The 22916-nt window shown below is 66.9% G+C and carries 17 protein-coding genes and 1 tRNA gene; 8 read left to right on the top strand and 10 right to left on the bottom strand.

Annotated features, from left to right (window positions below; translation table 11 throughout):
- Nucleotides 1–5: 5 nt before the first annotated feature.
- The 7 genes from clpB to ACJRPG_RS14330 form a co-directional block, all read right to left on the bottom strand.
- A complete protein-coding gene (gene clpB, locus ACJRPG_RS14360; RefSeq protein ID WP_408000768.1) occupies nucleotides 6–2615 on the bottom strand; it encodes an ATP-dependent chaperone ClpB in 2610 nt (869 codons plus the stop codon).
- 82 nt (nucleotides 2616–2697) lie between these two features.
- Nucleotides 2698–3150, bottom strand: a complete 453-nt coding sequence (gene moaE / locus ACJRPG_RS14355) for a molybdopterin synthase catalytic subunit MoaE (RefSeq protein WP_408000767.1) — start codon at nucleotides 3148–3150, stop codon at nucleotides 2698–2700.
- Nucleotides 3147–5570, bottom strand: coding sequence for a DUF349 domain-containing protein (locus ACJRPG_RS14350; RefSeq protein ID WP_408000766.1), 2424 nt, complete (start codon nucleotides 5568–5570; stop codon nucleotides 3147–3149). The genes moaE and ACJRPG_RS14350 overlap by 4 nt, the downstream gene beginning before the upstream one ends.
- A gap of 66 nt (nucleotides 5571–5636) precedes the next feature.
- The gene (locus ACJRPG_RS14345; protein WP_408000765.1) at nucleotides 5637–6308 is read right to left on the bottom strand and encodes a hypothetical protein; all 672 of its coding nucleotides are present in this window, start codon (nucleotides 6306–6308) and stop codon (nucleotides 5637–5639) included.
- Between the two features lie 109 nt (nucleotides 6309–6417).
- The gene (locus tag ACJRPG_RS14340) at nucleotides 6418–8847 is read right to left on the bottom strand and encodes a bifunctional acetate--CoA ligase family protein/GNAT family N-acetyltransferase (RefSeq protein WP_408000764.1); all 2430 of its coding nucleotides are present in this window, start codon (nucleotides 8845–8847) and stop codon (nucleotides 6418–6420) included.
- 7 nt (nucleotides 8848–8854) lie between these two features.
- The gene (locus ACJRPG_RS14335) at nucleotides 8855–9847 is read right to left on the bottom strand and encodes a DUF2804 domain-containing protein (RefSeq protein ID WP_408000763.1); all 993 of its coding nucleotides are present in this window, start codon (nucleotides 9845–9847) and stop codon (nucleotides 8855–8857) included.
- Nucleotides 9844–11076 carry a winged helix-turn-helix domain-containing protein gene (locus ACJRPG_RS14330; RefSeq protein WP_408000762.1) on the bottom strand — a complete coding sequence of 411 codons (1233 nt, stop codon included), beginning with the start codon at nucleotides 11074–11076 and terminating at the stop codon, nucleotides 9844–9846. Before ACJRPG_RS14330 ends, ACJRPG_RS14335 begins: the two co-directional genes overlap by 4 nt.
- Before the next feature lie 148 nt (nucleotides 11077–11224).
- On the opposite strand from ACJRPG_RS14330, the gene ACJRPG_RS14325 reads away from it, so the two are divergent.
- Genes ACJRPG_RS14325 through ACJRPG_RS14315 form a run of 3 tightly spaced genes read left to right on the top strand, consistent with a single transcriptional unit; the run spans nucleotide 11225 to nucleotide 18906 of the window.
- Nucleotides 11225–13858, top strand: coding sequence for a diguanylate cyclase domain-containing protein (locus ACJRPG_RS14325; RefSeq protein WP_408000761.1), 2634 nt, complete (start codon nucleotides 11225–11227; stop codon nucleotides 13856–13858).
- 33 nt (nucleotides 13859–13891) lie between these two features.
- Nucleotides 13892–15127: an exonuclease SbcCD subunit D C-terminal domain-containing protein gene (locus ACJRPG_RS14320; RefSeq protein ID WP_408000760.1), complete on the top strand. Its 1236-nt coding sequence runs from the start codon at nucleotides 13892–13894 to the stop codon at nucleotides 15125–15127.
- A complete protein-coding gene (locus tag ACJRPG_RS14315) occupies nucleotides 15124–18906 on the top strand; it encodes an AAA family ATPase (protein WP_408000759.1) in 3783 nt (1260 codons plus the stop codon). The genes ACJRPG_RS14320 and ACJRPG_RS14315 overlap by 4 nt, the downstream gene beginning before the upstream one ends.
- Nucleotides 18907–18917: 11 nt before the next feature.
- Here the strand turns inward: ACJRPG_RS14315 and ACJRPG_RS14310 are convergent, their stop codons facing one another.
- Complete coding sequence (locus ACJRPG_RS14310) at nucleotides 18918–19073, bottom strand: hypothetical protein (RefSeq protein ID WP_408000758.1); 156 nt, start codon at nucleotides 19071–19073, stop codon at nucleotides 18918–18920.
- A 114-nt stretch (nucleotides 19074–19187) separates the two neighbouring features.
- Here ACJRPG_RS14310 and ACJRPG_RS14305 point away from each other — a divergent pair, with 114 nt between their 5' ends.
- The 5 genes from ACJRPG_RS14305 to ACJRPG_RS14285 all read left to right on the top strand — a co-directional run bounded on the left by ACJRPG_RS14305 (nucleotide 19188) and on the right by ACJRPG_RS14285 (nucleotide 22184).
- On the top strand, nucleotides 19188–19667 hold the full coding sequence (locus ACJRPG_RS14305; protein ID WP_408000757.1) for a putative metalloprotease CJM1_0395 family protein: 480 nt from the start codon (nucleotides 19188–19190) through the stop codon (nucleotides 19665–19667).
- Nucleotides 19668–19701: 34 nt separating this feature from the next.
- Nucleotides 19702–19911 (top strand): hypothetical protein, encoded by a 210-nt coding sequence (locus tag ACJRPG_RS14300; protein WP_408000756.1) that lies wholly within the window; start codon nucleotides 19702–19704, stop codon nucleotides 19909–19911.
- 62 nt (nucleotides 19912–19973) lie between these two features.
- Nucleotides 19974–20825 carry a hypothetical protein gene (locus tag ACJRPG_RS14295; protein WP_408000755.1) on the top strand — a complete coding sequence of 284 codons (852 nt, stop codon included), beginning with the start codon at nucleotides 19974–19976 and terminating at the stop codon, nucleotides 20823–20825.
- Between the two features lie 83 nt (nucleotides 20826–20908).
- On the top strand, nucleotides 20909–22060 hold the full coding sequence (locus tag ACJRPG_RS14290) for a methyltransferase (RefSeq protein WP_408000754.1): 1152 nt from the start codon (nucleotides 20909–20911) through the stop codon (nucleotides 22058–22060).
- Between the two features lie 47 nt (nucleotides 22061–22107).
- Nucleotides 22108–22184, top strand: a tRNA-Met gene (locus ACJRPG_RS14285).
- Between the two features lie 45 nt (nucleotides 22185–22229).
- Here ACJRPG_RS14285 and ACJRPG_RS14280 read toward each other — a convergent pair.
- Together ACJRPG_RS14280 and ACJRPG_RS14275 are read right to left on the bottom strand one after the other, a co-directional pair.
- Nucleotides 22230–22628, bottom strand: coding sequence for a DUF7684 family protein (locus ACJRPG_RS14280; protein ID WP_408000753.1), 399 nt, complete (start codon nucleotides 22626–22628; stop codon nucleotides 22230–22232).
- Nucleotides 22625–22891 (bottom strand): hypothetical protein, encoded by a 267-nt coding sequence (locus ACJRPG_RS14275; protein ID WP_408000752.1) that lies wholly within the window; start codon nucleotides 22889–22891, stop codon nucleotides 22625–22627. Before ACJRPG_RS14275 ends, ACJRPG_RS14280 begins: the two co-directional genes overlap by 4 nt.
- Nucleotides 22892–22916: the final 25 nt, after the last annotated feature.

Here is a 22916-nt window from a genome sequence, read left to right as displayed (position 1 = left end):
TTCGCTTAGCGCTGCACGAATTCCTCTTTGCCGTCGGCGCCGAATACCAGCGAACCATTGCGCGCGTCGATGTGGATGGTGTCCTTGGGACCGAAACGCCCTTCCAGGATCAGCTTGGAGAGCGGGTTCTCGATCTGCTGCTGGATGGCGCGCTTCAGCGGGCGGGCCCCATACACCGGATCGTAGCCGGCTTCCGCAATCTTCTGCAGCGCCGCCTCGCTGATGTCCACGTCCATGTCCATGCGCTTCAGGCGGTCTTCCAGGATCTTCAGCTGGATCTTCGCGATCGAGCCGATGTTCTTGTCGTCCAGGCCATGGAACACCACGATTTCATCGATGCGGTTGATGAACTCGGGACGGAAGTGCGACCGCACTTCGGCCATCACCGCCAGCTTCACCACCGCCGGGTCGGACTCGTCCATCGACTGGATCTTGTGCGAGCCGAGGTTGGAAGTCATGATGATCACCGTGTTCTTGAAGTCCACCGTGCGGCCCTGGCCATCGGTCATGCGGCCGTCGTCCAGCACCTGCAGCAGCACATTGAACACGTCGTGGTGCGCCTTCTCCACCTCGTCCAGCAGGATCACGCTATAAGGCTTGCGGCGCACGGCTTCCGTCAGGTAGCCGCCTTCGTCGTAGCCCACATAGCCGGGCGGCGCGCCGATCAGGCGGGCCACCGAATGCTTTTCCATGAACTCGCTCATGTCGATGCGGATCAGCGAATCCTCCGTATCGAACAGGAAGGCCGCCAGCGCCTTGCTCAGCTCCGTCTTGCCGACGCCGGTCGGGCCCAGGAACATGAAGGAGCCATACGGGCGGTTCGGATCGGACAGGCCCGCGCGCGAACGGCGGATGGCGTCGGCCACCGCGTTGATCGCCTCATCCTGCCCCACCACGCGCTCGTGCAGCTTCTCCTCGATGTGCAGCAGCTTGTCGCGTTCGCCCTGCATCATGCGCGACACGGGAATGCCGGTGGCGCGCGACACCACTTCCGCGATTTCCTCGGCGCCCACCTGGGTGCGCAGCAGCTTCGGCTTGCCGTCGTCCTCGCCGGCGCCGTGGGTTTCGGCCTGCTTCAGCTGCGCCTCCAGCTCCGGCAGGCGGCCATACTGCAGCTCGGATACGCGCTGCCAGTTGGAGGCGCGCGTGGCTTCCTCCATCTGCAGGCGGATACGCTCGATCTCTTCCTTGATATGGGTGGTGCCCTGCACATTGGCCTTCTCGGCCTTCAGCACTTCCTCATAGTCGTTGTACTCGCGCTGCAGCTTCGCGATCTCTTCGTCGATCAGGTCCAGGCGGCGGCGCGAAGCCTCGTCCTTTTCCTTCTTGACGGCTTCCTTCTCGATCTTCAGCTGGATCAGGCGGCGCTCCAGCTTGTCCATCACCTCCGGCTTGGAATCGATCTCGATCTTGATCTTCGAAGCCGCTTCGTCGATCAGGTCAATCGCCTTGTCGGGCAGGAAGCGGTCCGTGATATAGCGGTGCGACAGCTCGGCCGCCGCGATGATCGCCGGGTCGGTGATCTCCACCTTGTGGTGCAGCTCATACTTGTCCTGCAGGCCGCGCAGGATGGCGATGGTGGCTTCCACGCTCGGCTCGTCCACCAGGATCTTCTGGAAGCGGCGCTCCAGCGCGGCGTCCTTCTCGATGTATTTGCGGTATTCGTCCAGCGTGGTGGCGCCCAGGCAATGCAGCTCGCCGCGCGCCAGCGCAGGCTTCAGCATATTGCCCGCATCCATGGCGCCTTCGGCCTTGCCCGCGCCCACCATGGTGTGCAGTTCGTCGATGAAGACGATGGTCTGGCCTTCGTCCTTGGCCAGCTCGTTCAGCACCGACTTCAGGCGTTCCTCGAATTCGCCGCGGAACTTGGCGCCCGCCAGCAGGGCCGCCATGTCCAGCGACAGCACGCGCTTGCCGCGCAGCGAGTCCGGCACCTCGTTGTTGACGATGCGCTGGGCCAGTCCTTCCACGATGGCGGTCTTGCCCACGCCCGGTTCGCCGATCAGCACCGGATTGTTCTTGGTACGGCGCTGCAGCACCTGGATCGCGCGGCGGATCTCGTCGTCGCGGCCGATCACCGGGTCGAGCTTGCCCATGCGGGCCCGCTCGGTCAGGTCCAGCGTGTATTTTTTCAGGGCCTCGCGCTGGCCTTCGGCTTCGGCCGAATCCACCTTGTTGCCGCCGCGGACGGTATCGATGGCCGCTTCCAGCGACTTGCGGGTGAGGCCGTTCTCGCGCGCCAGGCGGCCTGCGTCCGACTTGTCGTCGGTCAGCGCCAGCAGCACCATCTCGCTGGACACGAACTGGTCGTTGCGCTTCTGCGCTTCCTTGTCGGCCAGGTTCAGCATGGCCACGAATTCGCGGCTCACCTGCACATTGCCGGCGGTGCCGGACACCTTGGGCAGGCGCTCGAGGCCCGCCTTCAGCGCGTTGCTGAGGCCGCTGATATTGACACCGGCGCGCTGCATCAGCGAGCGCGCCCCGCCGTCGTCCTGGTTCATCAGGGCCAACAGCAGGTGCAGCGGTTCGATATAGGGGTTGTCGTTGCCGACGGCCAGGCTCTGGGCGTCGGCGAGTGCTTCCTGCAGTTTCGTTGTGAGCTTATCTTGGCGCATCGCTGCCTCCCGAATTTATCTTACCGACAAATATGGATGCGCGGCCACATTTCAAGAGGAATTTGTGAGCGTCGTCACAAATCTACTCCCATTTCTTCAGGGCGGCATCATCGCTGCTGCGGGCATCAACCCAGCGCCGGCCTCCGGGGATCTGCTCTTTTTTCCAGAACGGGGCCTCGGTCTTCAGGTAGTCCATGATGAACTCGCAGGCCGCGAACGCTTCGCCGCGGTGGGCCGAGGTCACGGCCACCAGAACGATCTGGTCCAGCGGCTTGAGCGGACCGACACGGTGTATGACCCGGGCGCCCATGATGGGCCAGCGCTTCTCCGCCTGCACGATGATGGCCTCGATGGCCTGCTCCGTCATGCCGGGATAGTGCTCCAGCTCCAGTTCCGCCACGTCGGCGCCATCGTTCAAATCACGCACGGTGCCGACGAAGCTCACAATAGCGCCAACCTTGCCTCGCCCGGCGCGCAATTGGGCCACCTCTTGCGAGAGGTCGAAGTCGGCTTCCTGGATCCGTACACGGTTCATTTGCCCTCCGATGCGCCAATGCGGCGGAACAGCTGCTCGATACGGCTGGCGGTGCGGTCATCCACCAGGGCCGGCATGGCGCACAGCTGCTGGAACTGGGTGGCCTGGCTGGCCGGTTTCTGGCCCGACTTGAGGGAGCTCTGCAGCACCTCGACCTGCATCTTGAGGCGGTCGCGCGCGAACTCGGCGCCGCTGTCGATGCCGGCCACAATTTCCAGGCGCAGCACTTCGGACAGCAGGCGTGAGCGGTTCGCTTCCAGCTCGCCGGCATAGGCCGCCCGTTCGCTGGCCTCGCCTGCCGCCGCTTTCAGGGCCGCGTCGAAACGGCTGCGCAGCGCGCGCTCGTAGTCGGCGGCCAGCGCCGGCAGCGCCTGCCAGCGCGCGGCCCAGTCCTGCGCGTCGATGGCCTCCGGCGCCGCAATGGCATGCTCCAGCGCCTGCGTGAGCCGCAGCTTGTCGCGCATGGCATTGGCCTGCGCCGCGCCGGCGCGTTTGCGGATGGCGTCGGCCTGCGCATGCAGGCCCGCGACGGCGGCCTTGTAGCGCTGTTCGATGCGCTGCTCGGCGGCGCGCGGCACCGTGCCGGACGCCTGCCAGGCGCTGGCGGCATCGCGCAGCGCCTTGCCGATGGCGGCCTGCACGGCCTTGTCATCGCCCTCGAAGCTGGCGCTCTCCAGGCCGGCGCAGATGGCTTCGCGCGCATGCAGGTGGGCCTTGCGCTCATGGTCGGCGGCGTGCGCCGATTCCTTGCGCTGGGCGAACACCGCGTCGCAGGCGGCGCGGAATTTCTGCCACAGGGCCTGCTCGGACTTGCGCTCCAGCGGCAGCGCCTTGGCGTGGGTCTGCCAGCTCTGCTGCAGGCCGCGCAGCGTATCCACCGTGTGGCGCTCGGCCGGATTGAGCTTGCCGACCTCTTCGATCAGCTGCTCGCGCCGCGCCACTTCGATCTTGCGCTGTTCTTCCAGCGGCGCCATCAGCGTTTCCATGGCCTTGCCGAAAGCGGTATCCAGCTTTTTCTTTTCCTTGCGGTCGATGGTGCCAAGGCGGCTCCAGGCTTGGCGCAGGCGCTGCGAAGCCGAGGCGATGCCGCGCCAGTCCTCGCGGGCCGCCGGGTTGGCCGCGATCAGGGCCTGCACCTCATCGACCAGGGCCTGCGCCCTGGCCGCATTGCCGTGCCGTTCTTCGGCCAGGTGCTTGAAGTGGGCGGCGGCGGGCGCATAGGCGGCGGTGCAGGCCGCATCGAATTTCTCCCACAGGCTCTTGGGCGCCGGCCCGGACACCCCATCCAGCGCCTTCCAGCGTTCGCGCATGCTGCCCACCTTGCGCGCCAGTTCGCTCATCGGCAGCTGCTGTGCGGGCAGCTGCTCGACGGCATGCACCATTTCCTCGCGCGACACATTGCCGCTCCAGCGCGCCCAGTCGCCCAGCCGCTTCAGTTCGGCACGCACATGGCTCAGGCGGTCCGCCTGCTGCGGGCTCAGGCGGCCGGTGCGGGTCTCTTTCAGGGTCTTGTCGATATCGGCCGCAATGTGCAGCTGGCCCTGGTTCAGCGCCGCCTCCATCTGGTCCACCATGGCCATGAAGCGCTGGTTGGCTTCCTTGTCCGCAGGCGAGGCCTTGTTGCGTTCGCGCGGCGGGCGCGCTGCGGGTTCGGGCGCGGACACCTCGGCCGCGGGGGCAGGTTCGGCCACCGCCGCCGCCGGCGCTTCCGCCGGCCGGGCCAGCCGGGCCTGGGCAGCGTCCAGCGCCTGCGTGAAATCGTTCAGCAGGTGGCGCGGCAGCGAGGCGCGCTCGGCCGAGGCGAGGCGGGCCGCGTGTTCCTCTGCGATACGCGTGAATTCCGCGTCGGCGCCCTCCCCCGGCGCCAGCCGGCGCAGCTGGCCCAGCGCGTCGATCATCTGGCGCTGCAGGGCTACCTGGGCTTCCAGCCGGGCCGCCAGCGCGGCACGCAGTTCGCCGAACTGCGCCGCCAGTTCCGGCGGCGCGGCAATGACCTTCCACTGACGGTCCAGGTCGGCAACGTGGTTGGGCGCGAGCTTCTCGTCCTGTAACATTTTTTGCGCGACGGTAATCGTGTGTTCCGCCTGGCGCTGTTCGGCCTGCTGATGGCGGATCGCGTCCAGCCGCCCCTGCACCAGCTTGGCCACCCGGCGGTCCGAGTTGCGCACCGCCTGCTGCACGGCCTGCAGCGCCTCCTGCGACTGTATGTGTTCGGCCGCGGCCAGCCGGACATCGGCGAATTCGCTGTTGAAAATGAGCTCCAGCGCGGCAGGCTCGTTCCCGGCCAGCGCATGGGCCTGCTCTACCTGCAGGGCACGCCGGGCCGCCGCATCCGCGCCAGCCTCATGGGCGGCGGGCTGTTCGGCCTCCCCTTCCGTGCCGGAAGGATCGCCAGGTCGTTTGCGGAGGAATTCGAACATGATGGGCTATGGATGGATCAAAACCACCATCATAGCGCAGCGCCGTTTTTCGCGGCGGCAGACAGGCTATTCGGCCGCAGCACGCTGCAGCGAACGATGGCGGCGGCGGAAATGCAGGTCGGGCACGCGGATGTCCATGGCCTGGATGGCGCCGGCGGCCGGGGCCGAACGGGGCAGCAAGGCGATGGGCTCGGCGGCGCGGGACGGCTGGCCGGGCTGCGCCGCGCGGCGCGCCTCCGCCACTTCGGCGTCATGGGTCAGCAGCTGGTTCGCGATATTGAACCAGGCCTCGCCGCCGATCACGGTGCGGGCAATGCCGAACAGTTCCTGTTCCTCTTTCTCCAGCCGCTTCAGCATGGCCTGGCAGAACGCGTCGATGGCCTCGCCAATGGCGGCAGCCTGGGCCTGCCCGCTGGCGCCGATGGCCTCCACCTGGGCCTTCACGCGGCGGATCAGGGCCAGCGCGCTCTGGTTCAGGCGGCCCAGCTCCTCCAGCAGCCGGTCGGCCCTTTCGGTGGCCTGGCGCACGGCGGGAATGAGGTAAAGCTCGACCTTGCGCCAGTTGCAGGCCTGGTACAGCTGTTCCAGCATCTCGCAAGCCTGCTCGAGCTGGGACAGCGTCAACGTCTGCTGGCGCGTGACCATGGACTGGATACTCTTTTGAAAGGATTGAAGGCTGAGACGCACACTTGCCTGCTCAACGGACAGCGCAACCAGCGTGTAAGTGGCCGTTAACATTCTGACTCCCGGATGACACTACGGCGAAAAGGAAGTTCAAGTGTAAAGACGCCCGACAAGGCCACTTTGACTTTGCTCAAGGCTGAAACCTCGGCGGAGTCCTACCAAGTTAGGATGATTTCGCCTGCAAATCAAGCAGAAGATCGACCATGCCGGCTTCGGCCGAGGCGCTCACGGTGCCGCCAAAACGCCGCACCAGCTGCTGCACGCCGGTGTTTTCGGCCAGCGCTTCCCCGGTCAGATAATGCGTACCCCGGCTGCGCAGATACTGAACAAGTTTTCCGAACAGAATACTTCCCAGGCCCTGTCCTTTCAGGTCTGAACGGATCAGGATGGCGAATTCGGCGCGCTGGTTGTCAGGATCGGCGACAGCGCGCACCACGCCCAGGGTTTCCGGCTCGCCGTGCGCGCCGTCGCGTGTTGCAATAAATGCCATGGCGCGGTCGTAGTCGATCTGGGTCAGGCGGGCCAGCTGGGCCGGCGGCAGCTCCTTCATCGCGGTAAAGAAGCGCAGGCGCACGTCGTCCGGATGCACGGCGGCGAAGAAGCGCACATGGGCGGCGGCATCCTCCGGCCGGATCGGGCGCAGCAGCAGCGTGCCCTGCTTCCAGCCGGCTGTCTCTTCCAGCTCCTGCGGATAGGGGCGGATCGCCATCGCCTGCTCGGGCCGCGGCGGGCCGATGGCGATGCCGGCCGCGCGCGCCTGCACGGCACTGCCGGCGACGGTGATGGGCTCGATGCCGAGGCTCGCAATTTCCGGCAGGTCGGCAACCAGCTCGGAGACGGCCACCAGCGCATGGCAAATGGCGTCCGAATCATGCGCCAGCAGCTTGCCGGCGCGGGAGCGGCGCACGATGTCGCGCGCCAGCACCATGTTCAGCGGCGGCAGGCCCACGGCGCCGTCGTCCAGCACGCGGCCGGCATCGCCTGCCAGGCCGAACGCGATGACGGGACCGAAGACCGGATCGGCTTCCATGGCGATGCGCAGCGCCAGCGCATCCGGCGCAGCGGATGCGGCGGATGTGCCGGGCGGCGTGGGCACGGCGCGGCTGCCGGACGCGGCGGCCTGCGGATCCGGCGCCGCGGCGAGCGCGATGCCGTAGGCGCCAAGTACCGCCTGGCTCTCATCGTCCGTGAGCATATTGCGCCGCGCGGCCAGCGCCGCAGCCACGATGCTGCGTGCCGCCTGGCGCTCCGGGCGCTGCGCCAGCGGCGCCTGCGCCGGCACCTCGATCAGCAAGGCCTGGTTGCGGTGGTATTGCACGATCTGGCGGAAGGCGCGCACCGCCTTTTCCGGCGTGTCGTAGGCCGGCAGCCCCGCCCGCGCGAACACGGCGCGCGCATGGGCCACGCCGCTGCCGCCCAGCCAGCAGGACAGCACGCTGCGCTGGGTCTGCGCCAGCATCGGCGCGAGGCGCTGCGCCACCTCGGTGCTGCCTGCGGAGGATGTGGGCGCATGAATCAGCAGCAGCGCGTCCGCCTCCGGCGCATCGAGCAGGATCTGCAGCGCGGCCGCATGCCGCTCAGCGTCCGCCGCCACGCCGATATCGAGCGGGTTGCCCGCCACGCCGCCCGGCGGCAGGTGGGGCTTCAGCTGCTTCAATGTCGCAGGCGAGAATTCGGCCAGCTTGCCGCCGATGGCGGCCAGCGCGTCGCTGGCCAGCAAACCGAGGCTGGTGCCATTGCTCATCACCGCCAGGCGTTCGCCGCGCAGGGGCCGGGCGCGGGCCACCGTCTCCACCGCATCGAACAGGTCGGCCGAAGACAGCACGCGCAGCATGCCCGCGCGCCGGATCGCGGCGTCGACCACGCGGTCGCCGCCATCCCGTCCCGACTTGAGCACCACCACCGGCTTGCCGCGCGCCGCCAGCCGCGCGGCCGACATGAATTTGCGTGCACAGACCACGGACTCCATGTGCATGATGATGGCGCTTGTATCGGCGTCGCCCGCGAGGAAGTCCAGCAGGTCGCCCAGGTCGATATCGCCGCCCTCGCCCAAAGACACCACGCGCGAGAAGCCGATGTTATGCAGGCGCGCATAATCCAGCACCGCCGTCATCAGCATGCCGGACTGCGAAATGAAGGCCGTGTGGCCGGCCTTCGCTCCCACATGGGCCACGCTGGCATTCACGCCTGCCAGCGGCGATACGAGGCCGATGCCGCCCGGCCCCAGAATCCGCAGCAGGTGCGGCCTGGCCGCCTTCAGCATGGCAGTGCGCGTGGCGGGCGGCAGCGCCGTGAGCACCACGGCGGCCCGCGTGCCGCGTGCACCGAGGTCGGCGATCAGTCCCGGCACCGTATCGGGCGGGGTGCAGATTACGGCGAGGTCCGGCGCGGCCGGCAAGGCGCTCACGCGGCTGTAGCAGGGAATGCCCAGCAGTTCCTCGTACTTGGGATTGACCGGCCACAGCGCGCCCGCAAAACCGCTGCCCGCCATATTGTTCAGGACCGTGGTGCCGATGCGTCCCGCAGCCTGGGAAGCGCCGATCACCGCGACCGTGCGCGGTTCGAACAGTTTATCCAGGTGGCGGATGGTCATGGCCTTGTCACCAGCGCGAGTAGTGGTCTTCCGTCACGCCGGCCAGCCCGGTCACGATGCGGCGCGGGGCTTCCGGCGTCTCGCGCACCCAGCCGCTGAACGTGCCGACCGGCTGCACATAGCGGCTGGCCGCCACCACCATCCTGCGGTCCTGGCGGCGTGCGGTTTCGGGCGTGAAGACCAGGTCCAGCTGGTCGTCTTCCGTGAAGATGTGCCAGGGCTCGAGCGGGTCTTTCAGGTCATGGATGAAGTGCGCGGGCGCCAGCGGAACCAGCTCGCCGTCCAGCCACAGCGCGTTCTCGTGGCCGCCGAAATAGCCGGACTGCAGGTTGAAACCGAGATCGAGGCTGTGCGCCGAGGCCCACTTCCATGAGGTTTCGCGCGCCAGCAGGCCGTTCGAATAATCGAAGCTGGCCACGCCGCCATCCAGCGAATATTCGTCGCGCCAGGTGCGCACTTCGCCGCTCAAAGGCATGCCGGGCGATTTCTGCGTGGCGTGGATAGCGCCGCCTTTTACCGGTCCCGCCGCCAGCAGCAGGGGCGCGGCAGCGGGCCCGAATTCGGCGTCGATCTCCAGCCAGGGGCTGGCCAGCGCCAGGCGGTAGCGCCCGCCCTCCAGCGCATCGATGCGGATCTTCGTGCTGCGGGTAGTGAAGCTGCTGCTGCCGCCGGCGTGGTCCGCTATCTTCGCCGAATGGCCGAACAGGCGGCCGTCCTGCGAAAAATTGGCCATCATGTCGCCATCCGAACGGTCGAAGGCGTAGGCGAAACAGGTGCTGGTCCAGCCCACATCCACGATGGCGACGGCGCACAGCACCTGCTCGCTCACGAGCGACAGGTAATGCCACTTCTTGTGATGGAAACGCCGCCACAGCGCGCCGCGCAGATGGGGCGGCGCCAGCGAGGCCCAGTCGAAGCTTTCCGCCATGCCGGCAAAACGGCCCAGCGCCGGCATGCCGTCCGGCCCCACAATGTGCTGCGGTGCGCGCGGGAGCTTCATGCTGCCATCGCCTCCCCATCCAGCACCGGCTGCAGCGCGGCGGCGAAGGCGGCGGGCTCGCTGCGCACCACCTGCACTTGCGGGCACTGGTGCCAGTTGGCGCAGCGCTGCACGGCGGCGGCCACGTCGCGCACGAAGCGCTCGCTGGTCTTCACGCCCGGTTCCAGCGTCAGCGCCTTGAGTTCGAAGATGCCTTGCTTGCGGTGCGCCTTGGCGTCCACCCGCCCCACCAGCGCGCCGCGGCGCAGGATGGGCAGCGTGAAATAGCCGTAACGCCGCTTCTCGGCAGGCGTATAGCACTCCAGCCGGTAGTCGAAGCCGAACAGTTCCTGGGCGCGGCGCCGGTCCCAGACCACGGGGTCGAATGGCGACAGCAGCGTGGTGGCGCTCGGGACCAGTGTCCCGTCCTGCGCCATGCGGGCCAGGTTCTCCAGGTCGGGATGGATATAGACCGGCTCCTTCCAGCCTTCCACCCGGCCGCGCAGCAGCAGGCCCTGTTCCACCAGCGGCTCCGGCTGCGGGCGCGGCGGCCGGGTCCGGTAGTAGTCTGCAATCCAGGCCGCTTTCGACAGGCCCAGTGCGCGTACCGTTTTCAGGGCCAGCTCGCGCTGCGTCTCTTCATTCGACGGCAGCCGGCTGTCGTCCCAGTCCGGCAGCACGCGGCTGGCGACGTCGTACACGCGCTGGAAATTCTGGCGGCGCGCGATCATCAGTTCGCCCGCCGTGAACAGCACCTCCAGCGTACGCTTTTCCGGCTTCCATTCCCACCAGCCGCCGCCCTTGCCGTCCTTGCGTTCGAAGTCCGAGGAACGCACCGGCCCCCTGGCCCGCACATGCTCCAGCAGGGCTTCCACATCGGCCTTGTGTTCGCGCATCCAGCGCTCTGAATACTTCCAGCCCATGGCGCCCGGATTGAGCATGCGGTGCCGCAGCAGGCGGTAGTCCTCGACCGGGACGAAGCAGGCTTCATGCGCCCAGTATTCGAACAGCTTGCCCTCGGCCAGCAGCTCCTCCAGCCAAGGCAGCGGGTAGTCGCCCAGGCGGCTCCACAACACCAGGTAGGGGCTGCGCGCCACCACATGGATGGTGTCGATCTGCAGCACGCCCAGGTGGCGGATGGCGTCCAGCACGTCTGCCTTCACCGCCTTGCGGCGGCGCGGCTGCAGCAGGCCCTGCGCGGCCAGGTGAAGGGCACGCGCCGCGGGCAGGGAGAAATGGAAATCGCTCAAAAGTGGCATCCTTTAAGAGGGGGCGTGGCTATTCTAATAAAGATTCTGTCGCTTTCCCGGCGTTTCGCCAATTTTCTTGTCCAGGAAGGTGCCAAGGGCGGCAATTACAGGCAGAATACATCCCAGGAACTTATAAAGGCTCGCCACAATGATGACGGTCCATCGGGTAGTGCAAAAAGTGTATCGGGCGGTCCTGCTGCCTGGATTTACTCTGGTGCTGCTGGTATCGATGTGGGCCGCCGTCGCCTGGCAGGTAAGCCAGGAGCACAAGAGCGCCCATTACGAGGCCGTGCTGCATAGCCATGCGCTGGCCCGCACCATGGCGGAAAACGCCAGCCACCTGCTGCGCCAGACCGACCACGCCACCCAGCTTTTCAAATTGAAGTTCGAGGAAACCGGAGGCGCCCTGCGCCTGCCCGAATTCACCCGCCGCAATGGCCTGCTCGATTCCCTGATGCCCTCCAAGCTGGAACTGCCGATCGCGCTGTATGGCGCGCACGGCAAGCTGGTGGACAGCATCCATGGCGCCTTCCCCGCGGAGGTCAACGACCAGAACTTCTTCCGCACCCTCGCCACGAGCACGCTCGATACGGCGCTGGTGACGCACCCCACGGTGGACCCGATCAGCAAGAAGTGGCAGATCCAGATCTCGCGCCGGCTCGATGACGGCAAGGGCGTGTTCGCCGGCGCCGTGGTGATCCTGGTCGATCCCATGATCTTCATTGAAGACTACGACCGCCTGCACATGGCGGATGGCAGCATGGCCATGCTGCTTAGCCGGGACACCGGCCTCTCCATGGGCCGGGTGGACGAGGAGCTGTTCATCAGCGACACCGTCGATTTCGTGCCCTCGCCGGACCAGTTGCGGCTGCCGGAAGAAGTGCTGCTGAAGCGGCCCTACGACGGCATCGAGCGCGCCTACAGCTTCCGCGACATGCCGCGCTATGCGCTGGTGGCGGTGGTCGGCATCAACGCGGACCATGCGATGGGCCGCTTCGAACGGCGCCGCAGCCTGTATTTCGGGGCCGTGGCCGTTGCCTCGCTGCTGGTGCTGGGCTTCGCCATCCTGCTGTTCCAGCAGGGCCGCCGCCTGCGCAACAGCAGCCGCCTGGCGCTGGAAGCGCAGCAGCAGCTGCGCGCGGCGGCCGACGCCAGCCTGGATTCGGTCTTCCTGCTGAAAGCCTGCCGCAGCGGCGGCAAGCTGGTCGACTTCACGCTGGTGGACATCAATGAGCGCGGCGCGCAGATGCTGGGCTATCCGCGCGAAGAAGCCCTGGGCAAGCGCATCGGCGAGCTGGCCCCGGTGTGGCGCGGCGAAGGCTTCATTGAAAAATACGCTTCGGTGCTGGCCACCGGCCAGCCGCTGGAAGAGGAATTCGAAACCAGCAACCTGCCGGGCGAACGCTGGCTGCGCCACCAGATCGTGGCGATTGCGGACGGGGTGGCCGTCACCACGCGCAATATCACGCCGCGCAAACTGGCGGAACTGGCCATCCGGCAGAACGAGGCGGAGCTGGCCGCGGTCAACGACGCTTCGCCGCTGGGCCTGATCCGCATCGACCGTTTCGGCCAGTGCAGCTACGTCAACCGCACCTTCGAGACCATTACCGGCATCGCGCGCGCCGATGCCATGTATGACGGCTGGCTCGCCAGCATCCATCCGAACGACCGCGAAGTGATGCGCAATGTGTTCGACCAGCTGCGCAGCACGCAGCAGGCCTTCCAGGACACCATACGCTGCGTGCACCCGGACGGCACGCTGGTCTGGGTGTCGATGAAGGTCGCGCCGATTATGGTGGACGGCAAGATCCAGGGCTATGTGGGCACGCTGGACGACGTGACGCTGGTGCGCAAATCGCTGGTTGCGCTGCGCGAGAGCGAAGCCCGCCTGCGTACCATCGCCGACTCGCTGCCGGCAATGATCGCCTATATCGATTTCGAAGAGGTGTTCCGTTTCCAGAACGTGGCCTACGAGCGCGAATTCAGCTTCCATGGCGAGCCGCCCACCGGCCATCCGGTGCGCGAAGTGGTGGGCGAAGAACGCTACCGCTTCCTCCAGCCCTATATCCGCCGCGCGCTGGACGGCGAGACGCTGACCTTCGAAGAGGAAGATACCAGCGGCCCGGCGCCGCGCAATTTCGAAGTTGTCTACATTCCGCAGAGCGACGCGGAAGGCGCCACGGTGATCGGCTACCACGTGATGCGGCAGGATGTAACGGCGCAGAAGCGCGAGAAGCAGCGCCTGCTCAAGCTGTCGCAGGTGGACGCGCTCACCGGGCTGACGAACCGCGCCGGCTTCCTGCAGAAGATGAGCGAAACCATGCAGTACTGCCGCGAGAACGGCGCCACCATGGCCGTCATGTACATGGACATCGACCGTTTCAAGCCGGTCAATGACACCTACGGCCACAGCGTGGGCGACGCCCTGCTGCGGGCTTTCTCCGGCCGCCTCACCCACGCCATGCGCGGCACCGACACCGTGGCCCGCCTTGGCGGGGACGAATTCACCATCATCATGGAGCGCATTGCCCGCCGCGACGATGCGGCGGCGGCGGCGGCCAAGATCGTGGCCACCATGCAGGCCCCTTTCCACCTCGATGGCCTGAAGGTCAGCATCTCCACCAGCATTGGCCTGACCTGGTACACCGACGAGGACATCAGCTGCGCCGAACTGCTGAACCGCGCCGACATGCTGCTGTATGAAGCAAAGCAGGCCGGCCGCAACACCTTCCGCTCCGGCGATCCGCTTGCGGAACCTCAGGCAGCCCCGGACGCGGCCTGATAGAATCGGCTTCCACCACCGGTTTCACATTCCATGCGCCTGCTGCACACGTCCGACTGGCATCTGGGCCAGTCGCTCCACAATTTTGACCGCCACTACGAGCACCAGTGCTTCCTGGACTGGCTGCTGGACCGCATCGTCAGCGAAAACGCCGATGCGCTGCTGATCGCGGGCGACGTGTTCGACAATGCCAATCCCTCCGCCGCCTCGCAGCGCCAGCTGTACCGCTTTCTGCAGCAGGCGCGTGAGCGTGCGCCGCAGCTGGAGCTGGTCATCATCGCGGGCAACCACGATTCGCCGGGCCGCCTGGAAGCGCCGGTGCCGCTGCTGGAAGCGCAGGGCGTGCGCATCGTGGGCAATGTGCTGCGCAAGGCGGATGGCGGCATCGATATCGGGAGCCTGGTGGTGCCGCTCACCACGGCAGACGGCAAAATCGCCGCATGGTGTATCGCCGTGCCCTTCCTGCGACCCGGCGACGTCCCGCGCCTGGAAGCTGTGGAAGGCGATCCCTACCTGGCCGGCATCGCGGAGTTGTACCGCCTGGCCGAAGCCCATGCGCAGGCCCTGCGCCAGCCCCACGAAGCCCTGATCGCCATGGGCCACTGCCATATGGTGGATGGCCAGATGTCGGCCGACTCCGAACGCCGCATCGTCATCGGCGGCACCGAAATGCTGCCGGCCGGGATGTTCGCGCCCTCCATCGCCTACACGGCGCTGGGGCACCTGCACCTGGCGCAAAGCGTGGGCAAGCAGGAGCATATCCGCTACTCCGGCAGCCCGATTCCGCTGTCGTTCTCGGAAACCGGCTACCAGCACCAGGTATTGAGCATCGAGCTGGAAGGCGCCGCGCTGCGCAGCGTCACGCCGCTGATGGTGCCGCGCGCGGTGCCGCTGCTGCGCATTCCGGCCCGCCCGGCGCCGATCGACGAAGTGCTGGCCGAACTGGCGGCACTGGACCTGCCGGGCTGTCCGCCACAGGCCCAGCCCTATCTCGAAGTGCGGGTGCGGCTGGATGCGCCGGAGCCGGGCCTGCGCGCGCGCATCGAAGCGGCCATCGAAGGCAAGCCGGTACGGCTGGCAAAGATCGAAACATCGAGCAGCTCGCGCGGGCAGTCGCTGGAAGATGCCGCCGTGTCGCTCGACCAGCTGGCGCAGCTGCAGCCGGACGAAGTGTTCCGCCGCCTCTACCGCCAGAAGTTCGACAGCGAGGTGCCCGAGGAACAGCTGCGCGCGTTCGCCGAACTGGTGCTGGCACGGGAGCACGGATGAAGATCCTGCGCATCGGCGGCCGCAACCTCGCCTCGCTGGCCGAAGAATTCTCCATCGATTTCACTGCCGAACCGCTGGCATCGGCCGGCCTGTTCGCCATCAGCGGCCCTACCGGCGCCGGCAAGAGCACCTTGCTGGACGCGCTGTGCCTGGCCCTGTATGACCGCACGCCACGCCTGGTGCGGGCCACCGGCAAGACGCCGGATGCGGGCGACGCCATTTCCTCCGATGACACGCGCACCCTGCTCCGGCGCGGCATGGCCGAGGGCCATGCGGAGGTGGATTTCGAGGGCAGCGACGGCAAGGCCTACCGTGCGCGCTGGAGCGTGCGCCGCGCGCGCACCAAGGCTGCCGGCGCCCTGCAGGCAACGGCCATGTCGCTGAGCAGCCTTCCAGAACTGCAGCCGATTGGCGGCACCAAGACCGAAGTTAAAGCCGAAATCGAACAGCGCATCGGCCTGAGCTTCGACCAGTTCACGCGCGCCGTGCTGCTGGCGCAGAACGAATTTGCCACCTTCCTGAAATCGCAGGACGACGAACGCGGCCAGCTGCTGGAAACCCTGACCGGCAGCACCGTCTATTCCGAGATTTCGAAGCGCGCCCACGAGCGCGCCAAGCTGGAGCTGCAACGGCTGCAGGCGCTGCACGCGCGCCTCGCCGACCAGCAGCCGCTTTCCGCCGAAACCCGTGCCGAGGCAGAGCTGCGCAGCACCGCCGCGGAAGAAGCGCTTGCGCAGATCGACCTGCGCAAGTCCGCCGCCGAAGCCCGCTTGCGCTGGCGCCTGCAGGCCGACCAGCTGGCGCAGGACATCGCCGCCGCGCACCGCCAGATCGCCGGCTGCAAGGCAGCGCTGGACGATGCCGCGCCGCGCCGCACCGCACTGCAAAGGCTGGAAGCAGCACAGGAAGCGCGCCCCCTCGCTGAAGAAGCAGCGCGGCTCGACGCGCAGGCGGCAGCGGTACGCACGGCCTTGCAGCACGGCGAACGCGATGCCGCCGCTGCGGCCGAAGCGCAGCAGGCGCTCGCCGCGCAATCGCAGGAGCACGCCGCGCGGCTGCAGGCGGCTGAACAGGCACGCCGCGATGCGGGACCGGGACTGGACCAGGCCAAGGCGCTGGACGCCCGCATTGAAGCCATGCTGCCCGCGCACCGGCAATCGCAGACCGCGCTGCAGGCTGCCAGTGCCACGGATGACGATGCGCGTGCCGCAGCCACGCGCCAGCAGGCTGCGCTGCAGGCCCTGGAGCAGGCGCAGCATGCGGGCAGCGAGTGGCTGTCGCAGCATGCCGGCTGGGCCGCCCTTGCGCGCGAATGGCAGCGCTGGGAAGTGCTGTTCACCCAGGCCGAGCAGGCCCACGGCCAGGTCCGCAAGCTGGATCAGGACCGCATCGCGCTGCAGACAGCGATGGAAAGCGCGAGTACAGCGCATGCCTCCGCGCTCGAACGGCTTGCCGCCGCATCCGGACGGCTGAATGCCTGCGAAGCGAAACGCCAGGAAGCGGCGGCCACGCTGGCCGGCATCGATGCCGATGCGCTGTTGACCGGCCGCGAACAGCTGGAAAGCCGCCGTGCGGCCCTGGCCAAGGCGGAACGCGCCTTCACGGACATGGAGGCGGCGAGGCAGCGCCAGCGCACACTCGCACAGCAGCTGGCGGACCTGCAGGCGGCGCAAGCCGCCGCTGAACAGCAGCTCGCCGCCGTTCAGCAGCACGGCCCCGCCCTGGCCGCCGCGCTGGTTCAGGCCGAGCGCTCCCTGCGGCTGGCCGAAGCCGCAACCGGCGAGAATGTGGAAACCCTGCGCGCCACGCTGGAGGACGAGGTGCCCTGCCCTGTCTGCGGCGCCACCGACCATCCCTACCGCCACGGCGACAGCAAACTGCACGCGATGCTCGCGGAGCTGCAGGCCGAAGTGGCCCGCTGCCGCGCCGCTACCCAGGCAGGCATCGAGCAGGAAGCGGAACTTCGTACGAAAGCGCAGGCCAGTATCGGGCAACAGGCAAGCCTTGGCACGGAACTGAACGCGCTCGGCACCGCCGTGGATGCACTGTCCACGCTATGGACAGAGGCCAGTGCAGCATTGGGCGGACTGCCTGAAAGCGGCATCACTGCATGGCTGTCCACCGAGCTGGCCAACACGCTCGCCGCGCTGGACGCTCTCGCAGTGCAGGCGCAGCGGCTGGACAGCGCCCGCAAGGCGCGCGATGCAGCGCAGGCCGCGTGCGACCGCGCCAGCGCCGAGCACACGCAGCTGCAGTCCGCGGCCGCCGGCGCACAGAACACACTCACGGCGCAGCGCACGCAGCTGGAGGGGCTGCACTCCCGGCACAGCGAGGCACGCGAGCGCCTGAACGGCCTGCTGGAACGCATCGACAGCGCCTTCGGAGACCAGGCGTGGCGCGCAAGCTGGCAAGCCGATCCGGCGGCTTTCCACGAACGGCATCAGGACCAAAGCCGCCAATGGCTGGCGCAGCAGGCAGCATGCGACGAGCGCAAGGCCGAAATCACTTCCGCAGCCGTCACCGCCGGCGCGCTGCGCACTGCCGCGGACAAAGCGGCCGCCGATCTTGCCGCCGCGCGCCTTGCGCACCAGCGCAATGGGGAAGCGCTGCATGCCGCACGCACGGCACGGTCAGCGCTGTGGGACGGCAGAGCGGTCAGCGAGATCGAAGCCGGGCTGCAGGCAGCGGTCGACACCGCCCGCAGCGCGCTGACCGCGCAACAGGAGGCATTGCACGCGGCAGGCCAGCAAAGGGCGCGCGCGGACGAAGCGCTGGCCCAATGCAGACAGCGCCTGGCCGACACCGCCGCCGCGCAAGATCTCGCAGCCGGCCGGCTTGCGCAGTGGCTCAGCGCTTTCCGCCAGCGCCCCGGCGCGCAGGAGGACGATCCCGACACGCCGGAAGCCCTGCGCGAGCTGCTGGCGCAGCCCGCAGATGCCATCCGCCGCGAGCGCGAAGCGCTGCAGGCGATGGAACAGTCGCTCGCCAATGCGCAGAGCGTTCTCGCGGAACGCGAAGCCCAGGCGGCCCGCCATGCCGCGCTGGCGCCGCAGCCTGCCGCGGGCGAGGCCGGTGCCAGCGATGCCATCGGAGACGGTGCTGGCGCGGATGCCGCCATGCTGCAGGCCGCGCTCTCCGCCATCGAGGCCGAACGCAAGCAGGCGCACGACGCCGCAGCCGCCGCGAAGTTCGTGCTGGCCCAGGACGATGGGCGCCGCAAGGCCGCGGAATCCATGCTGGCCGATATCGGCAAGCAGGAAATGGAAGAACGGCGCTGGGCGCGCCTGAACGAACTGATTGGTTCGGCGGATGGCAAAAAATTCCGCAACTACGCCCAGCAATTCACGCTGGACGTACTGCTGGGCTATGCCAACGCCCACCTCGGCCAGCTCGCGCCGCGCTACCAGCTGCAGCGCACGGATAACCCCGGCCAGCCTTCGCTCGGCCTGCTGGTGCGCGACCAGCACATGGGCGACGACCTGCGCTCGGTACATTCGCTGTCCGGCGGCGAATCCTTCCTCGTCTCGCTCGCGCTGGCGCTGGGCCTGGCCTCGCTGTCCTCCAACCGTGTACGGGTCGAGTCGCTGTTCATCGACGAAGGTTTCGGCAGCCTGGACGCGGAAACGCTGCGCGTGGCGATGGATGCGCTGGACAATCTGCAATCGATGGGAAGAAAGGTAGGCATCATCTCCCATGTGCAGGAGATGACGGATCGGATCGGCACCCGCATCGTGGTTCAGCCCGCAGCGGGCGGGCGCAGCGTGGTGGGTGTTCAATAAACCGGCAGGAACTAGCGCTTCGGCATTTCGCCCCGCTCCATTTTCACGAGATCCCAGCCCAGCTCGCGCCGGATCTGTTGCGGGTCAGGGGGCGGCCTGCGCCCCTCGACCTGCGTCTGCAGCCAATGGCGGACATCTTCCTTGCTCGGTTGCTTCTTCTCTTCCATGACATGGACCTCTCAGAGAGCTGACGGTACTGCTTCTCAAAGAACGTGGGCCGCTAAGCCCCCGTTGACCTCGCATGCAAAAAATGTGCGCACAAGCTTTGCTATCATGCAGCCATGAGCATCAGCGCTATCCCAGCCGTTCGCAGCCTGCCCCCTGCCGCCGATACGCGGCCGGTGCGCACGGCCGAGCTCAGCAAGGAAGCGCAAGCCCAGCTGGACAAGCTGAAAGCGCGCGATACCGCGGTGCGCCAGCATGAAATGGCGCATCTGTCAGCCGCAGGCGGACTCGCCACCTCTGGCCCGTCCTACACCTACGAGCGCGGCCCCAACGGTGTCAATTACGCCGTCGGCGGCGAAGTCAATATCGACACCTCGCCCGGCGGCACGCCGGAAGAGACCCTGAGCCGGGCCCAGACCATCCAGGCCGCCGCCCTGGCCCCGGCCAATCCCAGCGGCGCCGACCGGGCCGTGGCCGCCCGCGCCAGCCAGATGGAACAGGAAGCCCGGGCCGAAATCGCTGCGCGTCGGCAGCAAGTCAGCCGCGCCTATGGCCAGCAGGAACCGGCAGCGCGCCTCCTCGACCTGTTTGCCTGATAAAATCCTGCTTTTGCCAGCAGCTTCCGAAATCATGTTGAAAGCACCACGCACCCTCACCTTCAAGTGCGCAAAATGCGCCAAGGCGGTCAAAGTTTCCGTTCAAAAAGTTTCCGCCTGTTCCCATATCACGCCCTATTCCGGCGTGTGCTCCTGTGGCGAGGTGAAACTGCATGCCATCGGCCAGGCGGACGCCGTCAAGTCCTACCTCGATTCCAACGGTTTGTGGACCCATCACCACTGATCTGCCTCAAGTAAGGGCGAGAAAATGCCGTTACAGGGGTAACAACATCAAAGGCGAGCACCATGGCTTCCATTCATCCACTTGGCCCGCGCGGCTACCAGAACACCGGCCCCGGCAGCAATCTGCCGGCATCCGCACGCGGCAATGGCGCGAACGAGGTCAAGCAAGCCGGGAACGCCAATCCGGTCTCGCTGTCGCGCACCGGCCTCGACCTGCAACAGCGTGTCGGCGCGCTGGGCCATGCCACGGTGGATTTGGCGCAGAACCTGCTCAACAGCTTCGCCAGGGACATGTTCGGCGACGCCATGGACGGCGCCAGCATCGATTTCGACTCCGTCAGCCTGGAAAGCGCATCGAGCTTTGCGGCAGGCGTGATGAGCAGCGAGGGCGCGGATGGCGTGTTCAACGCGGCCGCCTTCAGCCTGAAGGACAGTTCCCATTTCATCGGCAAGGGCACGATCACGCTGGCCGATGGCCAGAAATACGACTTCGAGATCGAAGTAAGCTACGAAGCGTCTCTGCAGGCAGGTGCCGCCAGCAGCGCGCCGTCGCGCCGCGAGGAGCTGGCCGACCAGAACCCGGCCATGCCGCTGCCCGCCGTGGAATTCCCGGATATCGACTTCCCCGGCAGCCTGGCCGACCTGTTCAAGCTGTTCGAGAAACCCATCGGCGGCGACGTCAAGAAAGACGACAACTCGCTGGGCAGCCTGTCGCTGCGCCTGCTCAAGCTGGTCAACAGCCAGCCGGATGCAGGCCTGTATGGCCCGGCCGACGGCAAGGCCAGGAGCGTGGCCGATGCCTACGGCGCAGCGCCTGCTGTACCTGCTCCTGAGCCGGAGAAAACGCCGGTTTCCATGGCCGCACCGGAAATCGTCGAAACCTACCAGCCGGACGGCAAAGGCGACGCCGCCTGACGCGCCGCGTATAATACCCAGCTCACCGAAACCGCTTGCCCTGTGCAGGCGGTTTCGCCGTTTACTCCTGACCGGACATTCGTATGCAAGCTGGCGCGCCACAACTCATTCACTGGACCGAAAACGGCGAGCACCGTTCGGCGCGCTGGCATTCGGAAGCAGGCATGCCGCCGCCCAAGCGCGTCATCATCGCCGACGACCGCACCAATGCCGATGTGGCCTACCGCCTGGCCTGCGAAGGCACCGCCCTGCTGTGGCGCGGCGACTACCAGAACGCGCGCCAGCTGCTGCAGGCGCTGGCCCGCCGCACCGACCATAAGGGCAAGGGCAAGAAGGCCAAGGCTGCGAAAACGCCAGCCAGCCCCACCGAAGCCTTCCACCTGCACCGCCAGGCCCAGTCGCAGCGCGCACGCACGCTGGCCATGCTGCTGATTCCTTTCGACCCCGGCTACACGATTCCGCTGCGCCGCGCGCCGGACGTGAAGCTGGCCTGCAACGAAGCCTATGGGCGCGGCGAGGACGCCTTCGTGATCTCGCTGCGCGAACTGCTTGGCCTGATCGGAGCACACGAATGGCGCAAGGCCGGGGTCGAGATTCCTGCGCTGGGCGCGCGCATTCATCCGCATTACGGCGTGTTCTCGCCGGTACGCGGCGAATACGTGCAGCTGGTGGCCGACGCGCCGCTGCCGCGCGATACCTCGCTGGCCTTCGACATCGGCGCCGGCACGGGCGTCCTGTCCGCACTGCTGGCAAGGCGCGGCATTGCGCGCGTGGTGGCCACCGACATGGACCAGCGCGCCCTGAGCTGTGCACGCGAGAACCTGGCGCGGCTGGATGTGGACGACCGCGTCGAACTGCTGGAGGCCGACCTGTTCCCGCCGGGCCGCGCGACGCTGGTGGTCTGCAATCCGCCCTGGGTGCCGGCGCGGCCGAACTCCTCGATCGAGCATGCCGTGTACGACCCGGACAGCCGCATGCTGCGCGGCTTCCTGTGCGGCCTGAAGGACCACCTGGCGCCCGGCGGCGAAGGCTGGCTGATCCTGTCCGACCTGGCCGAGCACCTCGGCCTGCGCCCGCGCGAGCAGCTGATGGAATGGATTACGGCGGCCGGCCTCAAGGTACTGGGCCGCCAGGACGTGCGCCCGGTGCATCCGCGTGCTGCCGACGCCTCAGACCCGCTGCACGCCGCCCGCGCCGCGGAAGTGACTTCGCTGTGGCGGCTGGCGGCCGCGTAACGGTCCTTGCGGTTTCGGGCTGCACGGTATATAATGCTTGCCTCAGACGCGGGGTGGAGCAGTCTGGCAGCTCGTCGGGCTCATAACCCGAAGGTCACAGGTTCAAATCCTGTCCCCGCAACCAAATTCAGAAAACCGCTGGTTTCCACAAGGAGCCAGCGGTTTTTTACTATGCGGGCACAGCGGCGTAGCCTTTCAGCGCCTCGCATACCGCCAAGGCCTGCTTATCGTCGGATTGCACAAAGGCCAGTACGCGGAAGGGTTCATCGCCGCCCAGCGCGACAGCAATGAAAAATGCGATGTCATCAACCGTTTCACCGTTATGCGCGGTCGTCATGATGTCGAACATGTCCTCTGACCGTTCCAGCGCTTCATCAATTGAGTCTTCCACCTGGTCCGCCTGTTCGCCGCAGCAAACGAAAGCGAAAGCTCCCGCATCCACGGCATTCAACACGAGCTTCTCTAACTGATGCGTGGAATCCATCAGGCAGATTGTCCGTGCTGTTCCGATTGCAGCCCAATCTGGCATTGCACCGTCCAGAAATATCCTCAACTCGCAACTGTTCATCGTACGTCCTTCCCTGCACCCGCCCGGCGGCGCGCAATTTCATTCTCAAATTTCCGGATTTCCCGGATAAGCCGTTTTGCTCTCGCCTCCTGCTGCGACCGGACTAGGTCAGACGCCAGATCTTCCATGCCAGGGCGAACTGTTGGGCGCGAAATGAACTCTTCGAGCTTCTTCTCATGGGCATCAATCAGCTTGCGAAACGAACGGATCGCCCTCCGATCATTTGCCGGCAGTCCGGCATCGTCGTTTTCCTGATTATTCATTATAGGCAGGCGATAAGCTGATTCC

The organism is Pseudoduganella rhizocola, from assembly GCF_045984285.3.
Classification (GTDB): domain Bacteria; phylum Pseudomonadota; class Gammaproteobacteria; order Burkholderiales; family Burkholderiaceae_D; genus Rugamonas.
The sequence above is the reverse complement of the archived record's forward strand: the minus strand, read 5'-3'. Positions and strand labels throughout refer to the sequence as shown.

Excerpts from the sequence above, each read along its gene's own strand:
- ACJRPG_RS14315 (WP_408000759.1), top strand. The coding sequence starts at position 15,124 with ATGAAGATCCTGCGCATCGGCGGCCGCAACCTCGCCTCGCTGGCCGAA.
- moaE (WP_408000767.1), bottom strand. The coding sequence starts at position 3,150 with ATGAACCGTGTACGGATCCAGGAAGCCGACTTCGACCTCTCGCAAGAG.
- ACJRPG_RS14325 (WP_408000761.1), top strand. The coding sequence starts at position 11,225 with ATGATGACGGTCCATCGGGTAGTGCAAAAAGTGTATCGGGCGGTCCTG.
- clpB (WP_408000768.1), bottom strand. The coding sequence starts at position 2,615 with ATGCGCCAAGATAAGCTCACAACGAAACTGCAGGAAGCACTCGCCGAC.
- ACJRPG_RS14295 (WP_408000755.1), top strand. The coding sequence starts at position 19,974 with ATGGCTTCCATTCATCCACTTGGCCCGCGCGGCTACCAGAACACCGGC.
- ACJRPG_RS14300 (WP_408000756.1), top strand. The coding sequence starts at position 19,702 with ATGTTGAAAGCACCACGCACCCTCACCTTCAAGTGCGCAAAATGCGCC.
- ACJRPG_RS14275 (WP_408000752.1), bottom strand. The coding sequence starts at position 22,891 with ATGAATAATCAGGAAAACGACGATGCCGGACTGCCGGCAAATGATCGG.
- ACJRPG_RS14280 (WP_408000753.1), bottom strand. The coding sequence starts at position 22,628 with ATGAACAGTTGCGAGTTGAGGATATTTCTGGACGGTGCAATGCCAGAT.
- ACJRPG_RS14340 (WP_408000764.1), bottom strand. The coding sequence starts at position 8,847 with ATGACCATCCGCCACCTGGATAAACTGTTCGAACCGCGCACGGTCGCG.
- ACJRPG_RS14290 (WP_408000754.1), top strand. The coding sequence starts at position 20,909 with ATGCAAGCTGGCGCGCCACAACTCATTCACTGGACCGAAAACGGCGAG.
- ACJRPG_RS14350 (WP_408000766.1), bottom strand. The coding sequence starts at position 5,570 with ATGTTCGAATTCCTCCGCAAACGACCTGGCGATCCTTCCGGCACGGAA.
- ACJRPG_RS14345 (WP_408000765.1), bottom strand. The coding sequence starts at position 6,308 with ATGTTAACGGCCACTTACACGCTGGTTGCGCTGTCCGTTGAGCAGGCA.
- ACJRPG_RS14310 (WP_408000758.1), bottom strand. The coding sequence starts at position 19,073 with ATGGAAGAGAAGAAGCAACCGAGCAAGGAAGATGTCCGCCATTGGCTG.
- ACJRPG_RS14320 (WP_408000760.1), top strand. The coding sequence starts at position 13,892 with ATGCGCCTGCTGCACACGTCCGACTGGCATCTGGGCCAGTCGCTCCAC.
- ACJRPG_RS14305 (WP_408000757.1), top strand. The coding sequence starts at position 19,188 with ATGAGCATCAGCGCTATCCCAGCCGTTCGCAGCCTGCCCCCTGCCGCC.
- ACJRPG_RS14335 (WP_408000763.1), bottom strand. The coding sequence starts at position 9,847 with ATGAAGCTCCCGCGCGCACCGCAGCACATTGTGGGGCCGGACGGCATG.